Here is a 13,878-nt window from a genome sequence, read left to right on the forward strand (position 1 = left end):
TCATCTCGACAAATCCTTCACGATCGAACCTCCGGGTAGTACAGTCCAAACTAGCCCACACCCTGGACTCAAGTCCAGAATTAGACACAAATCTATATCCTTTGGTGATCCTGGCTGCTCAGGCCGCCATTTCAACCCGTAGCGGGATCACCCGCCCGACGCAGGTCGGGCGCCGTTGTGCATGCGCTGGAACACCCGAGACTCGACGGCTTCCTGTCGCACACCTTCAGAGACTCCCGTCCAGTTTCGAACGTGCTGCTTCCGATACGCCGAGGCGGATCAGTCCGAACCTGGCTTATTCGACGCGTACCAATTGCCCGCAATCGTTATGCCGCCGTCGACGCGCAGAATCTGTCCGGTGACGAACGACGCCTCCGGCGAGGCCAGGAAATTGACCGCAGAAGCAATCTCGGCCGTCGTCCCGTATCTCGCCAGGGGTGTGCGTGCGATCACCGGTGCTGGGTCTACCTTGCCGGTGGCAATCATCTCCTCGGACAGAGGAGTCGTCACGAAGCCCGGCGCGACCGCGTTCACACGAACTGCTGGGCTCCATTCCACGGCGAGAGCGCGAGTCAAACCGTCGATCCCCGCCTTCGCCGCGCTGTAGCTGGAACGACCGGACATACCGACCGCGCCGGCGATCGACGAAATATTGACGATCGCCGCGCGGTCACTGGACTTCAACAACGAATAGGCGGAGCGGCACACGCGCATCGTTCCATTGAGGTGGATGTCGACCATGCGGGCCCATTCGCCGTCCGGCCCGTCGGCCGCCGCAATCGGTCGAGCGATACCGGCACAGTTGACAACCGCGTCCAACTGTCCGCCGAACGCATCGCTGACGCCGGTGAGTGCCGCATCCACCTCTCCCGCACTGGTGACGTCGGCTTTGAAGCCGGCCGACCCTTTTCCGAAGGCGGCGACAACCCGATCGATTGCGTCCTGATTCATGTCCAGGATGGCTACGCGCCCGCCTCGCTGAACCCATAGGTTTGCGACCGCAGCTCCGATGCCCGACGCTCCGCCCGTGATCAACGCGACGGGACCATGTGTGCCTGTCATTTGTTCCTTCTCCCAAATTCGAGCTGGATTCCGATCAATGCAGTGCCAGTCGGATCACTGGCACCCGAAGATGCGCCGCTTCGATTAACCAACGCGGTCGCGGGACGGCGAGGCACTTTGAAGGCGGCACGATCCGAAACCTGCTCATCGAGTTCGACCTCCGGCGGAGTAAGTTCCGCCCGCAGCCACAACATGTGGATTGGATACAGCGTGATCCTGCCGATGGCAAGCCGCGGATCTGCTCCCCTTCAGCCGTGACTAATCGCCGAAATTAAGGACCACTCGACCTCGGGTTCCTCCGAGTTCGAGCAGTCGATGAGCCTCCGCCGCCTCACAGGCTGGGAATGTGCGCGCGACGCGTAGCGACAGCTTCCCTTCCTCCACGAGCCGCCTCAGCCGGTCGAGTTTGTCCGTGTCCCGCACGTTGTGCCGCACCCTCACCGCATGGAAGGTAACCCCGTTGACCGGTGCAGATTCGAAGTGCCGGACGGTCACGAGGTTGCCCCCAGATTTCACGGCCCGGGCCACTTTTTCGTTGAGGACGGCTCCGTCCGCCAACCCGTCCAACCCATCGGGCGCGATCTCGAGGAATCGGTCTGCGACGTCGTCGCCGCGCTCGACGACGACGTCGGCGCCGAGCGAGCGGACGAGATCGCGGTCCTTCTCGGCTGCGTCGGCGATCACCTGGAGACCGGCAGCCTTCGCGAGTTGAACGACGTATCCGCCGTATGTACCTGCTGCGCCGGTGACGCCGATTGTTTGGCCACGATCGAGTTGAAGCGTCTCAAGGCTAACCATCGCCGTCAACCCGTTCATCGCCAGAGTCGACGCGGCGATGTCATCCACACCCTCCGGTGTCCGGACGACGGATTCGACCGGCAGGACGACTAATTCGGAGTACGCGCCGCGAGTTCCGCTGGGAAAGATCGCCCCGACAACGTGTTCGCCAACCTGCAGGTCGGTCTCAGTATTCGGACCGATCAGGTCGATAACCCCAGCCAGCTCCATGCCGGGTACCAACGGAAACCCCTGCTCGGCGAGTTCCGGGGCGGGCTTTCCATCGAGTGCGCGGATTCCCGCCCGCCGCAGGGTGTCGGTAGGGCTCACCGCTGCGGCGCCAACGCGAACACGAACCTCTCCCGGACCCGGGATCGGATCGGGGAGTTCGACCACTTGCAGTACCTCGGGGCCACCGAATTCATAGAACCCAATTGCCTTCATCTCGTATGCACCTTATTTCTCGCGTCGATCGACGGGTCAGTAGCTACGGGGAAGGCCGAGGCTGCGCTCGCTGATGTAGTTCAGGATCATCTGGTTGTTGATCGGTGCGATTCGCTGGATCCGGGTCTCGGTCCAGAATCTGCCGATGTGGTACTCACGGGCGTAGGAGTATCCGCCGAAGACCTGCATGGCGTCGTCGGCCGCCTGGAATGCGGCCTCGGATGCGAGATACTTCGACGCGTTCGCCAGGGTGCCGGCGGCGGCTCCGCCCTTCGTCTCGTACTCCTCGACAGCACGATTGACCACGAGACCCGCGGCGAGAAGATTGAGGTATCCACGCGCGAGCGGATGCTGGACCGACTGGTTCATGCCGATCTTGCGACCGAAAACGACGCGCTCGTCGGCATACTGTGCGGCGTTTTCGATTGCCCACCGGCCCATGCCCAGAACTTCGGCTGCGATGTAGAGGCGCTCACCGTTCAGGCTGTGGAGCAAGTGGTAGAAGCCCTGACCGACCTCGCCCACCACGTCGGCGCCCGAGATCTCGTGGTCGCGGAAGAATACCTCGCAGGAAGCCACGGCATTTCGGCCGATCTTCGGGATCGCCTTGATGTCGATCGTGTCAGCTTTGAGGTCGGTAAGGAACAGGGTCAGGCCTTCGCCCTTACGCTGGCCGGTCTCGGGGTTACTGGTGCGGGCGAGCAGCATGATCTTGTCGCCCTGGAGCGCACCGGTGTTCCAGACCTTCGTTCCGTTGACGATCCAGTTGTCACCCTGGCGGGTAGCGCGGGTGGAGATCTTCGTCGTGTCGGTTCCGGCATCCGGCTCGGTGACACCGAACGTCACGAACAGCTCCCCCGCTGCGATCTTGGGAAGGAATTCCTTGCGCTGCTCCTCCGACCCGAATTTCAACAGGGACGGCACACAGAGCTGGGGAATGTGGACGGTGCTTGCCGCATTCAATGCCCCTCCGCCGGCGGCCACCTCCTCGAGCACTGCGACCATATCGCCGATGGTCCCTCCGCCACCGCCGTACTCCTCCGGGATGGTAACGCCGGAGAACCCCGCGGCTGCGAACTCGTCGCGGAATTCCTGCGGGAACCGGTGTTCTCGGTCGCACTCCTCCCAGTACTCGACACTGAACTTTCCGCAGAGCGCCTGCACGGCCTCTCTCAGGTCACGCTTGGCTTCGAGGTGTGGGAAACGTTCAATAGGCATTTGTTCTCAGGTTCCTTTCGTAATTTATCGCTTACCGACCGGTCCACACCGGGACACGCTTCTCCGCGAACGCCCGTGGCCCCTCGGCGGCATCGTCGCTTGTGTAAACGCGGTGATAGAGGAGATGTGAGGCACGAAGCGCGTCGGATTCGCCCATCTCTGTCGCAAGTTCGACGGACTGCTTGGCGGCCCAGACGCTGAGGGGAGCGTTGGTCGCGATGACCTCAGCCATGTCGATAGCGGCGTCCAAGAGCTGGTCAGGCGAGACAACCCTGTTCACGAGACTGACTTCATACGCCCGACGTGCGTCGATAGGATCGCCCGTGATCAAGAGTTCCATCATGATGCGTTTGGGCACCATCGACATCAGAGGGACCGCCCACGGCGCCCCACGTCCGCGTTTGACCTCGCTGATCGCGAACCGGGCTTCCTCCGACGCCACCGCAAGGTCGCAGTTCTGTGCGAGCATAAATCCACCGGCCAGGGCGAACCCGTTGACTGCGGCGATGACCGGCTTCTCCAAACGGCCTTTGCTGCCAAGGATCACGAACGAATCCTCGGGTGGAACCTGCATTTTCGTCTCAGCCATCTCCTTGAGATCGCCTCCGGCGCAGAAGGCCGGACCGTTGCCGGTCAGGACGGCGCACCGGAACTCCGGATCCTTGTCGTACTGGTCGAATGTCGCCCGCAGGGCCCCTCGCAGCTCGGCATTGAGCGCATTCCGTTGGCCCGGACGGTTCATGGTCACGACCAGGACATGACCTCGCCGGGTCAGCTGGAGAACATCCGTGGACGGATACGCACTGCTGACTGGAGTGTCAAGCATGTCCAACCCTTTCGGTGCCATGGAGCTCAGGAGACCAGCTCGATGATGGTGGCGTTGGAGACGCCGCCGCCCTCACACATGGCCTGGAGTCCGTAGCGGGAACCTGTGGCTTCCATTGTGTTGAGAAGGGTGGTCATGAGGCGAGCGCCGCTGGCCCCGACAGGGTGGCCGAGAGCGATCGCGCCGCCTCGCTGATTGACCTTGGTGAGGTCGGCGCCGGTTTCGATCTGCCAGGCGAGCGGGACCGGCGAGAAGGCTTCGCTGATCTCGAAGGCGCCGATGTCGGAGATGGACAGGCCGGAGCGCTTGAGCACCTTGTGAGTGGCGGGGATCAGAGCGGTGAGCCTGTAGACCGGGTCGTCACCCGCGACCGACGCGGAATGGATACGGGCTCGGATGGGGAGCCCGAGCTTTTTGGCGACCTCGCTGGTGGTGATGAGCATGGCGCAGCTGGCGTCGCTGACCTGGCTCGCACTGCCCGCGGTCACGATCCACTTGAGCTGTGGGTACAACTTGGCCGCATCCTCGTCGTAGAAGACCGGGGCGAGATTCCCCATCGACTCGAGGGTGCCCCCGACACGGATGCCTTCGTCCTGGGACAGCTCGTCCATCTTGATGAGTTCGTTCTCGAACGCGCCGCTCGTCGTCGCGGTATGCGCCTTCTCGTGGCTCGAGAGGGCGAACTCGTCGAGCTGGTTGCGGGACATGTCCCATTTCGCCGCGATGAGCTCTGCACCGACGCCCTGGTGCGGGATACCGTCGCTGTAGCGCTTGTCGAAGAGGCTGCCGTAGACATCGGTTCCCTCGGGGGTGTCCGATCCCATCGGGACCCGGCTCATCGACTCCACACCGCAAGCGATCGCGATGTCGTAGCCACCGGCCATGATGGTGTGGGCTGCGAAGTGAACCGCTTGCTGGCTGCTTCCACATTGGCGATCGACCGTCGTGGCCGCGACACTGTCCGGGAATCCCGCCCCTAAAAGCGCTGTCCGTCCGATGTTGAGCGCCTGCTCGCCGAGCTGAGTGACGCAACCTGCAATGACGTCGTCGACGATTTCGGGATCGATACCGGTGCGCTCGATCAGGGCCGTCAGGGATCGGGCCAGGAGATCGGCGGGGTGGATGTCGTGCAGGGCGCCGCTGGCCCTGCCCTTCCCGATCGGCGTCCGCACTGCATCGACAATCACCGCATCGCGCATTGATATCTCCTCATGGTGTGAGTCCACCTCAGTCGCAAATTCGATGGACTGTCGTCTAACTTTGGATCTAAATCTATCGATTCTCGACGTAGTGGTCAAGGGGCGAACAGAGCGAGCACCGCTTCGAGGCGGGCGGGTCACAGCCACACGAATGTTGCCTCCGCAGCAAGCTCGGTCGATAAAGAAAGGCGCAGTCCCAGGATTGGCCCTGGGACTGCGCCGGCGATTCGTCGAAATCCTGCCTACGCGGATGCGTTCGGTGTCGCCAGCCGACGAGCCACCGGCCTCTCGTACGAGGGATCAAGCTTGTCGCGGCTCCCCTTGTGATTGTGAAGAAGGCGCTCCGGCATGGCAGCTGCGTCCAGTGTGGACTGCCACTCAAAGATCAACACCCGAGTCTTGATTCGCCACTCACCGTCACGGCGTTCGAACTCGTCGACGTAACGGCCCGCGAGGAGCTCCACCACGTCGGTTTCGAGGTTTTTGATCGACGCGAGAAAGTACGTCTCGCCCGACGCGTTGTCGTCACCGTCGAATTCGACCCAGTGGTTCGACAACGAGTGCTGACCGACCTCACGCACATTCTGCATCGGCAACCACCAGTCGAGGAAGTCGTCGACGGAGCCATTGACATGCCCGTGACAGCTGGTCGCATCCTCCCAGTACGCCGACCGAAACAAGTCGATGTCGAGACGATCCAGTCCACGGGTGTACCGCAGCGCACACTGCCAGATCGCCTCCTTATCGATGAGGCGCTGGATCGCGGAAACTTCAGTAGTCATTGGTCAACCTTCAAACTCGTCTGAGCAAGATCGTGGAATGGATCGATGTCGGGCTGCCGTGTCACGTGAAGATCCCGTGTTCGAGCACGCGCGGGTCATGACTCGGAATGACGGTGCAGCCGAGACCTTCGATCTTGTCGAAGCTGTCAAAGAACTCGTGCAGGTTGGTCAGGCCACCGGTCGGGATGTGAGCCAACCGTTCGTCGCCGTCCCAGTTGTCGTGGTAGGTGATGCAGTCTCCGGCAATGAGATAGCGATCGTTTTCAGCCTCGACTACCACTCCCTGCGAGCCGGGCGAGTGTCCGGGCAGGTGCACGAGACGGATACCGGGGAACAGGTCGACGTCGCCGGAGACGGTCTCGATCCGGTCGAAACCCTTCATCCAGCACGGTTCGATTCCGGGACGCCGTTCGTAGGTCCAGTGATTGGTGGGCAGCGGGTCGACCGCGTACCTCAGCTCCTCTTCCTGGACGAGGATGCGAGCGTTCGGAAACAGGTCGTTGTTCGAACAGTGGTCCCAGTGGAGGTGGGTGTTGATGACTGTCTTGACGTCGGCCGGATCGACACCGACGGCAGCGAGCGCAGCGAGTGGTTCCTGTTCGGGTGTACGAATCAGTGGGAAACCGTGGAGCGACTCGGTCTGCGCGGGCGTTCCGGTACCGGTGTCGACGATCACGGGGTGCTCGCCCCCGGTGATCAAAAACATGATGATCGCAATGTCCACCGTTTCTCGGTGGCCGCGACCGAAGGTGACAGCTGTCTTCGGGTGATCGGGCATGGTGCCGACATGAAGCGCCTGGATTCTGAGTGCCATGAGATTTCCCTGTCCTTGCGAACTCTAGAAGGGGCAGATGCAGTGGTGCAGCCGGGCGAGGTCTGACGGATTCTGCTCAGACTCGGAAGGTGGGAGACGTCGTCGCGCTTGCAGCAGATCCCAGGGTCTCCTGCCTGGGAGTGCTTCGGAGGGTCGTGAACGGACGATCAGCTCAATCCACCTCGCCTTCACCAACGCACGCGGGGAGCATCACCGCGAGCTCGGAGACGGTCCACTGTCCACCCTTTGTGATGAAGCCGTGCGACTTCCACGATTCGTAGACCTCAACGACACCGCCGCGACAGAAGAACACCTGCCCGCTCATCGAGCAGGCCTGGGTGGATAGGTAGGCCACAAGTGGCGCCACGTTGGCCGGTGCGAGCTCGTCGAAAATCACATCCGGGGCAATAGCTTCGATCTGACTCTTCATGGCGGTCACTTGGGCCGCCATCGGCGTGCGAGCAACCGGCGCAACACAGTTCACCCTGACACCGTAGGGCTCGAGTTCCTTGGCGGTCACCGCCGTCAACGACATGACCCCAGCCTTCGCAGCGGCGTACACCCCGTGCGTGGGAATGGCGTTCAGTGTCGACCGCGAGGTGGTGTTCACGATGGCCGCCGCGACCGGTCGGCCTGACTGGTGCACTGACCTCCAATAGCGGCCGACGGCGCGAGTGGTCAGGAAGCTGCCACGCAGATGAGTCCGGACCACCGCGTCCCACGCGGAGGTGTCGGTGTCGACGATGTCGTTCTCGTACCAGTTCCCCGCGTTGTTGATCAGCACGTCCACGTCGCCGAATGTGTCGACCGCCAGATTCACCAGTTCGTCGCTCGTACTCTCGTCGCCGATGTCACCGTAGTGAATGACGACTTCGGTCCCAAGTCCGGCAAGATGTGTGCGTAGCGTATCGAGCGCGGACTGCGCACCCTGTGACGATCCGGCGGACGCGACGTCGGTCAGCACGAGTCTCGCACCTGATCGAGCGAAGTGATGTGCGTACTCCCTACCGAGACCACTCGCCGCACCCGTGATGATCGCAACTCGGTGGTCGAGAGGTCTGCCGCTCACGACCCCGCGCCGTACCAGTTGCCGTCGATGGTGAGGCCACCGTCGGCCCGGATTGTTTGCCCGGTGACGAATGAGGCGAGGTCCGACGCGAGAAAGCAGATGACCGATGCGATCTCATCAGGATCGCAGAAGCGAGACAGTGGCGTGCGCGAAATAATCGGCTGAGTATTAAGTTTGCCGTCTGCGACCAGTCTGTCGATCATCGGCGTCTGCACATAGCCGGGAGCAACGGCGTTGACCCGTACATACGGAGCCCACTCCACCGCGAGCCCCCGGGTGAGACCTTCGATACCCGCTTTCGCTGCACAGTAGTTCGTTCGCCCAGGGAGACCCAGGGTACCCGCGATCGAGGATATGTTCACGATGGCGCCCCGCCCGGACGCCTTCAGATACGGGTAGGCGGCGCGGTTAACGCGCATTGTGCCGTTAAGGTGGATGTCAACCATCCGGACCCAGTCTTCGTCGGCTCCTTCGGCTGCCACGATGGGCTGAGCAATGCCAGCGCAGTTCGCCACCGCGTCGAGCGAACCACCGAACTCCGACGCCACCTTACCGACAACGTCGGCTACCTGCGTGTCGTCTCGAACATCCGCTACATGGCCGGTGACGCGGTCGTCGCCGAGGCGCTCGAGGGCACTCTGCACTGCATCATCGCTGATATCGAGGAGGGCGACACGCCCTCCACTCGTCAACCACCGGGCGGCAACACTCGCTCCAATTCCCGAGGCTCCGCCGGTGACGAGGAGGGTCTTCTTTTCCGCTGGTGTCATGATTTCATCAATCCTTCTAATCTGTTGCACGCCATCATTGGATGGTCGCGCCACTCTCGACCGGGAAGATCTGTCCGGTCACCACTCGCGCCTCTTCGGAGGCTAGGTAGACAGTCATGTGCGCCATATCGATCGGCTGACACGGCCCGAGGAGGTGCCGCTGGCCGACCTCCTGGACTTGGGGGCTCGTCTCGTAGCGCTCCTTGACACGAGGGGTCAGCGTCAAGCCGGGCGCGATGGCGTTGACCCGCACCCGGTCAGCGGCATACTCGACTGCCATGGACCGAGTCAGCGACGAAATCCCTCCCTTCGCCGCCGTGTAGCAATCCCTCCCGGGCGAACCGACCAACGCCATCATCGAGGTGTAGTTCACGACAGACCCGCCACCCGCGGCGATAATTGGTGGGATGCCATACTTACACAGGAGAAAGGTGCCGAAGAGGTCTCTACGGATCGTTGACCAGAACTCGTCCTCGGGCACGTCGGTTACGCGGGTATCCCGGCTCGTCGATCCGCCGGCGATGTTCACAACGGTGTTCAATTCCTTGAACGTGGCGAGCGTTCGCCCTACCGCGCTCTGAACGTCATCGGACTCACCGACATCGCACCGAAGAGCCAATGCTTGCCCGGACGCAAGGGCTGCCGAGCCGACGGAATCGGCGGCAGCGGCCTCGTTGATATCCAGGGCGACGACGCGGGCACCCTCAGCAAGAAAGCGCTCGCATACGGAGTGGCCGATGCCGCCACCGGCACCTGTCACAACTGCGACCTTGCCGTCCAATCTCACTACGTCTTCTCCTTCCGAAACCGACTATGTAACTGGCACAACGACATGCGCGCCAGCGGTAGTGGCTTGAGGCAGCCCAGGGTGCATGCAGTCAGCTGGGGCACACGCCGACGACTGCCATGACATCCAATTCTGCGCGACACCGATCACGTTAGACCTAAGACTATATTTAGACAAGAGTCTAATAAACACGTGAGCGTTCGAACCCGAGCACTCCAACTGCCACGAAAACGTGACGCCCATTGATGGCAGGTGTTCATCGGGATGACCAGATCCTCACTCGGAGTCAGCTGCCCATCCGGCGACGCGCGAATCGCCATCCGCCAGGCGTCGACACCGCATTCATGATGAACTTCCATGCCTGCCGGTGAAAGTTCTGGGAGCGCACTACCGGGAAGACGCAGCAATCCCGGGCGGTGACAATCATCGCGACCGGAATGGGCCGGTTATGCGTCCGACCTCCAAACTACGCCGTGGCCGAACGAGGACGTTCACATCCTGCCCCAACACCGGGAGATCACGATTCGGCGAGCCAAGCACCACATGATAGACTTGCGTGCAATGTTGGACGCTAGGGCAGTGATAATCCCTGAGATGCCGGACCGGCATGAGAATGCAGGAAATGAGCGCCCCGGCCGGCAAGCCGGATGGATAGGTGCGTTCTGATGGATCCCGAGACAGCGCCCGACCGACGTACGTCGCATCGGCAACGACGTCGCGACAAGGTTTATGACGCAGCCATCGAGCTATTCATCGAACAAGGGTTCGACAACACGACGATGGACCAGATCGCCGAACGAGCCGACATTGCTCGCGCCACGGTCTTCAACTATTTCGAGCGCAAGACCGCTCTTCTCGATGAGTGGATGGCACGCCGTCGTCAACGCGCAACTTCCGCCGTCAACAATGAGAAGACCGAAGACTCTTCGTTGGAGGAAGTCCTCAGGCTCTACATCACCGAGATCGGCAAGATTAATGGAGCACGTCGAGATGAGACCGTTGCACTCATGACGGCCTGCCTCGGCAACATCAATATGCTCGCTTATCCCGCCCTGGGCGATGAGCTTGCGATCATGATCGAAAATTCGCAGCCTGCACAGGGACCCCTTGATCATGCGGACGCCGGACGGGCAGGCATTCTCGCAGCGATCGCGTCCCGAATTGTACTCAGCCGCTGGATCGCTGAAGAACCCGAGCCTTTCGACCTAGAAACCGAACTGCTAGCGATGCTCGACGTGATCTTGCACGGCGTCCTTGGGCCGCTACCGAAGGATAATCGGCACGGCACATGCATTACGAAGGCGCTACATCCGGACGCGATCGGAACTCGCGGCGGAGCGCACCGACCACGAAAAAGCCGTAGCCCTAGCGGGATTCGCAATAATTGACAGTGGCTACGCAGCGATACTGATGTTCGATGACAGACCCGGCTGTCGAATGTGCATGCGCCTGGGCATGGTTTCACTCGATGTAGCGCTCTGCGTGGGCAGCCCCGTCGCGGAATCGGTGACCGTGCAGACAGCAAGTCCACGGATCGCCGATGCCAAACTGTGAACACCTGCCACACCCGGAGACCGTTGAAGCCGCTCGGCGAACCCTGCGATCTTCGTACGCAGGGAACACGAGACGCTTGTTTCCTCGTCGCCCGCATGCTGGTCGAATGCCGTTGGTGTCGTGGTTTGGTCGAAGTTCCGACGTTTCTACCTTGCTTTCTTGACGCTTCAGCGACGCTTCGTGACTAAATATGCGACTAGCAGCGCCGAATACCGTTCGGACGCAAACACCGCGTCATTGTCACCGGGACGAAACCTCCCGGATCTCCATGCCACAACCTATCTTCAGACCAAGTAGCGCTCCACCGTCGCTCAGGTAGTTTCGCCGATAGTCACCGCCCAATTTTCCATCGCTCCGGGGGGGGGTGACCGCGCCCTCGAACAATTGCAGCGCGGCGCTCATGGCAGGCCGGCGGCGGCGACCATTGACGCGAAGCGATTCAGTCCACTTTAGGTGTAGGTACATTCTTAGACGACCATCCACCCTTCGCCTTGCGCCCAGGACCGGGTCGTTCACCTCGTGGACCAGGACAGTCGGACAAATGACCGTTGCGATCATCGACACACGCGGCTACAGTCCGAGTACCCCTACAACTGGACTTCAGTCCAAACCCCACGAAGGTATGGAACCAACTTCGCTCTACTCAGTCTCGACATTCGTCTCTACAGCCGCCCACCTGCCTGCAAGGTGTTAGTAACATTCGAACCCCTCCGCCGTATCCGGCTACGATCGCCCACCCCGGCGGCCGCTCGACTGTGGCCTCGCGACCCGGCTGCCGATGTAAGGGACTACCGCGCGACGGGCGGATAGCAATCCTTCCGCACGTGTGGCTCCTGTATGCAGGGGCTTCAGCCCTTGCAACCGACCCGACTTCACCTACGGACCCTAGGACACACCATGACGACGCCACAGCCCGTATTGAAAGGCCTCTGGCACCCCGGATTGGACAAGTTGCGAGCCGAAATCGAGTCAAATCTCGCTGATCACACAGAAATCGGGATGTCGCTCAGCATCGATGTCGCCGGTGAGTCGTTTGCCGACGTGTGGGGCGGCTGGCGCGACGCTGAGCGCACCGTGGAGTGGACCGAGGATACCCTCGTGAACGTCTGGTCGACCACGAAGACCGTTTCGAGCCTGGCACTACTGATGCTTGTCGACCGGGAACAGGTCGACATCAATGCTCCGGTCTCTCACTATTGGCCCGAGTTCGCATCTCAAGGCAAGGAGAATGTGCTCGTCCGACACATCATGGGACACGCCTCAGGAGTGTCAGGATGGGAGACTCCGTTCCACTACACGGAGGCATTCAACCACGTGACCTCGGCGGCTCGACTCGCGTCGCAAGCACCCTGGTGGACCCCTGGCAGCGCCTCGGGCTATCACGCGACCAACTACGGACACCTTGTCGGCGAGATTGTTCGCAGGGTCACCGGCAGGAGCCTCGGGCAGTTCATCGCGGACGAGATCGCCGGTCCACTCGGCGCCGACTTCCACCTCGGGCTCGACGATAGCGATTTTTCGCGGGTGGCAACCATCTACCCGCCAGTCGGATTCGACCTCGCAGACTCGCTGCCGGACGCAGTCGACGCCTCCAAGTCAGACTTACGCGCACAGGTCGCCGCGAAAACGCTTGCCGGGTCGATCGCCGACATCGGGCTGGCGAACACGGCCCCGTGGCGACGCGCAGAAATTGGCGGGTCCAACGGACATACGAATGCCCGGGCGTTGAACACGATCTTCCGGACCGTGACTTTGGGGGGATCCGCGAATGGTATACAACTGCTCTCACCCGAGACGGTCGATCTGATCTTCGACACACAAACCGACGGCGTGGACCTGTATCTCAACCTACCGATTCGCTGGGGAGTGGGGTACGCACTGCCGTCCGCAGGTGTGCCCTTCATCCCAGAGGGCAAGACCTGTTTTTGGGGCGGTTGGGGTGGCTCGATGGTCGTTATGGACCTGGACCGGCAGGTAACCTTCACCTACGTCATGAATCAGATGCAACCCGGCACCATCGGCTCCGACGTGGTTGCGAAATACTTCGATATCGCCTATCGGTGCGTCGAGGATCTTCACACCTGAGAGATCGCGACCCATGCCCGGATATGCTGTGCGAGCGGCTGCGCTGTCCTAACTTCATTCGAGCGCTGACGTGGACACCCAGCCCGTTCATGCTTCCGCAAGGCGGGCGGGTTTTGTCCGCGCACCGCGGGCGGCGACCGTGATGCGCCCGAGGAACTCCGCCTTCAAGAAACGCCGTGTTCATGGCGCCCTTGATGGCCGAATAGCGATCCCTAGCCACTCCCGATCGGCGGAGTAGCCGTAATAATGCTGCGGTGCAGCAGTATTCGATACACTGCCTGTACGCAGGGTACTATTCGCGGACCGATATCTCACTCGGTTCACCTACGGGACGCGCAAGATCAGGGCGTCGCCCTGTCCGCCTCCGCCGCAGAGGGCGACGGCGCCGGTGCCGCCGCCACGTCAGGCCTTCCGCCTCGGCGCGCTCCTTGCTCATCACCACCACGGCGCAGGCGCCGTCGTTGATGGTCGACGCGTTGCCCGCGGTCACC

Annotated in this window: 13 protein-coding genes; 2 read left to right on the forward strand and 11 right to left on the reverse strand. The window is 61.8% G+C overall.

What is annotated here, in order from left to right; all coding sequences use genetic code 11:
• Positions 1-279: 279 nt before the first annotated feature.
• From ACFU5V_RS42635 to ACFU5V_RS42680, 10 genes are all read right to left on the reverse strand, one after another.
• Entirely contained in the window at positions 280-1,062 is a 783-nt protein-coding gene (locus tag ACFU5V_RS42635) for an SDR family NAD(P)-dependent oxidoreductase (RefSeq protein WP_378707397.1), read from the reverse strand.
• Positions 1,063-1,320: 258 nt separating this feature from the next.
• Positions 1,321-2,283, reverse strand: coding sequence for an NADP-dependent oxidoreductase (locus tag ACFU5V_RS42640; protein ID WP_378707399.1), 963 nt, complete (start codon positions 2,281-2,283; stop codon positions 1,321-1,323).
• Between the two features lie 36 nt (positions 2,284-2,319).
• Entirely contained in the window at positions 2,320-3,501 is a 1,182-nt protein-coding gene (locus tag ACFU5V_RS42645; RefSeq protein WP_378707401.1) for an acyl-CoA dehydrogenase family protein, read from the reverse strand.
• 31 nt (positions 3,502-3,532) lie between these two features.
• A complete protein-coding gene (locus ACFU5V_RS42650; RefSeq protein ID WP_378707403.1) occupies positions 3,533-4,327 on the reverse strand; it encodes an enoyl-CoA hydratase-related protein in 795 nt (264 codons plus the stop codon).
• A gap of 26 nt (positions 4,328-4,353) precedes the next feature.
• Positions 4,354-5,526: an acetyl-CoA C-acyltransferase gene (locus tag ACFU5V_RS42655; RefSeq protein ID WP_378707405.1), complete on the reverse strand. Its 1,173-nt coding sequence runs from the start codon at positions 5,524-5,526 to the stop codon at positions 4,354-4,356.
• A gap of 242 nt (positions 5,527-5,768) precedes the next feature.
• The gene (locus ACFU5V_RS42660) at positions 5,769-6,308 is read right to left on the reverse strand and encodes a nuclear transport factor 2 family protein (protein WP_378707407.1); all 540 of its coding nucleotides are present in this window, start codon (positions 6,306-6,308) and stop codon (positions 5,769-5,771) included.
• Between the two features lie 61 nt (positions 6,309-6,369).
• Positions 6,370-7,122 carry an N-acyl homoserine lactonase family protein gene (locus ACFU5V_RS42665; protein WP_378707409.1) on the reverse strand — a complete coding sequence of 251 codons (753 nt, stop codon included), beginning with the start codon at positions 7,120-7,122 and terminating at the stop codon, positions 6,370-6,372.
• A gap of 172 nt (positions 7,123-7,294) precedes the next feature.
• Entirely contained in the window at positions 7,295-8,191 is an 897-nt protein-coding gene (locus ACFU5V_RS42670) for an SDR family NAD(P)-dependent oxidoreductase (protein WP_378707411.1), read from the reverse strand.
• The gene (locus tag ACFU5V_RS42675) at positions 8,188-8,961 is read right to left on the reverse strand and encodes an SDR family NAD(P)-dependent oxidoreductase (protein ID WP_378707413.1); all 774 of its coding nucleotides are present in this window, start codon (positions 8,959-8,961) and stop codon (positions 8,188-8,190) included. Before ACFU5V_RS42675 ends, ACFU5V_RS42670 begins: the two co-directional genes overlap by 4 nt.
• A 34-nt stretch (positions 8,962-8,995) precedes the next feature.
• The gene (locus ACFU5V_RS42680) at positions 8,996-9,748 is read right to left on the reverse strand and encodes an SDR family NAD(P)-dependent oxidoreductase (protein ID WP_378707415.1); all 753 of its coding nucleotides are present in this window, start codon (positions 9,746-9,748) and stop codon (positions 8,996-8,998) included.
• Between the two features lie 665 nt (positions 9,749-10,413).
• Between ACFU5V_RS42680 and ACFU5V_RS42685 the strand changes: the two genes are divergently transcribed.
• Entirely contained in the window at positions 10,414-11,136 is a 723-nt protein-coding gene (locus ACFU5V_RS42685) for a TetR/AcrR family transcriptional regulator (RefSeq protein ID WP_378707417.1), read from the forward strand.
• Between the two features lie 1,063 nt (positions 11,137-12,199).
• Positions 12,200-13,387 (forward strand): serine hydrolase domain-containing protein, encoded by a 1,188-nt coding sequence (locus tag ACFU5V_RS42690; RefSeq protein ID WP_378707419.1) that lies wholly within the window; start codon positions 12,200-12,202, stop codon positions 13,385-13,387.
• Positions 13,388-13,679: 292 nt separating this feature from the next.
• On the opposite strand, the gene ACFU5V_RS42695 is transcribed toward ACFU5V_RS42690, so the two are convergent.
• Positions 13,680-13,878, reverse strand: a 199-nt coding sequence (locus tag ACFU5V_RS42695) for a hypothetical protein (RefSeq protein ID WP_378707421.1), incomplete at its 5' end; no start/stop codon positions are given.

The sequence above is a fragment of the Rhodococcus sp. NPDC057529 genome, assembly GCF_042802055.1.
Classification (GTDB): domain Bacteria; phylum Actinomycetota; class Actinomycetes; order Mycobacteriales; family Mycobacteriaceae; genus Rhodococcus_F.

Bases quoted from the DNA above. Each gene is read 5' to 3' on its own strand.
- ACFU5V_RS42645 (WP_378707401.1), bottom strand. From the start codon at position 3,501: ATGCCTATTGAACGTTTCCCACACCTCGAAGCCAAGCGTGACCTGAGA.
- ACFU5V_RS42660 (WP_378707407.1), bottom strand. From the start codon at position 6,308: ATGACTACTGAAGTTTCCGCGATCCAGCGCCTCATCGATAAGGAGGCG.
- ACFU5V_RS42655 (WP_378707405.1), bottom strand. From the start codon at position 5,526: ATGCGCGATGCGGTGATTGTCGATGCAGTGCGGACGCCGATCGGGAAG.
- ACFU5V_RS42690 (WP_378707419.1), top strand. From the start codon at position 12,200: ATGACGACGCCACAGCCCGTATTGAAAGGCCTCTGGCACCCCGGATTG.
- ACFU5V_RS42635 (WP_378707397.1), bottom strand. From the start codon at position 1,062: ATGACAGGCACACATGGTCCCGTCGCGTTGATCACGGGCGGAGCGTCG.
- ACFU5V_RS42650 (WP_378707403.1), bottom strand. From the start codon at position 4,327: ATGCTTGACACTCCAGTCAGCAGTGCGTATCCGTCCACGGATGTTCTC.
- ACFU5V_RS42665 (WP_378707409.1), bottom strand. From the start codon at position 7,122: ATGGCACTCAGAATCCAGGCGCTTCATGTCGGCACCATGCCCGATCAC.
- ACFU5V_RS42675 (WP_378707413.1), bottom strand. From the start codon at position 8,961: ATGACACCAGCGGAAAAGAAGACCCTCCTCGTCACCGGCGGAGCCTCG.
- ACFU5V_RS42685 (WP_378707417.1), top strand. From the start codon at position 10,414: ATGGATCCCGAGACAGCGCCCGACCGACGTACGTCGCATCGGCAACGA.
- ACFU5V_RS42640 (WP_378707399.1), bottom strand. From the start codon at position 2,283: ATGAAGGCAATTGGGTTCTATGAATTCGGTGGCCCCGAGGTACTGCAA.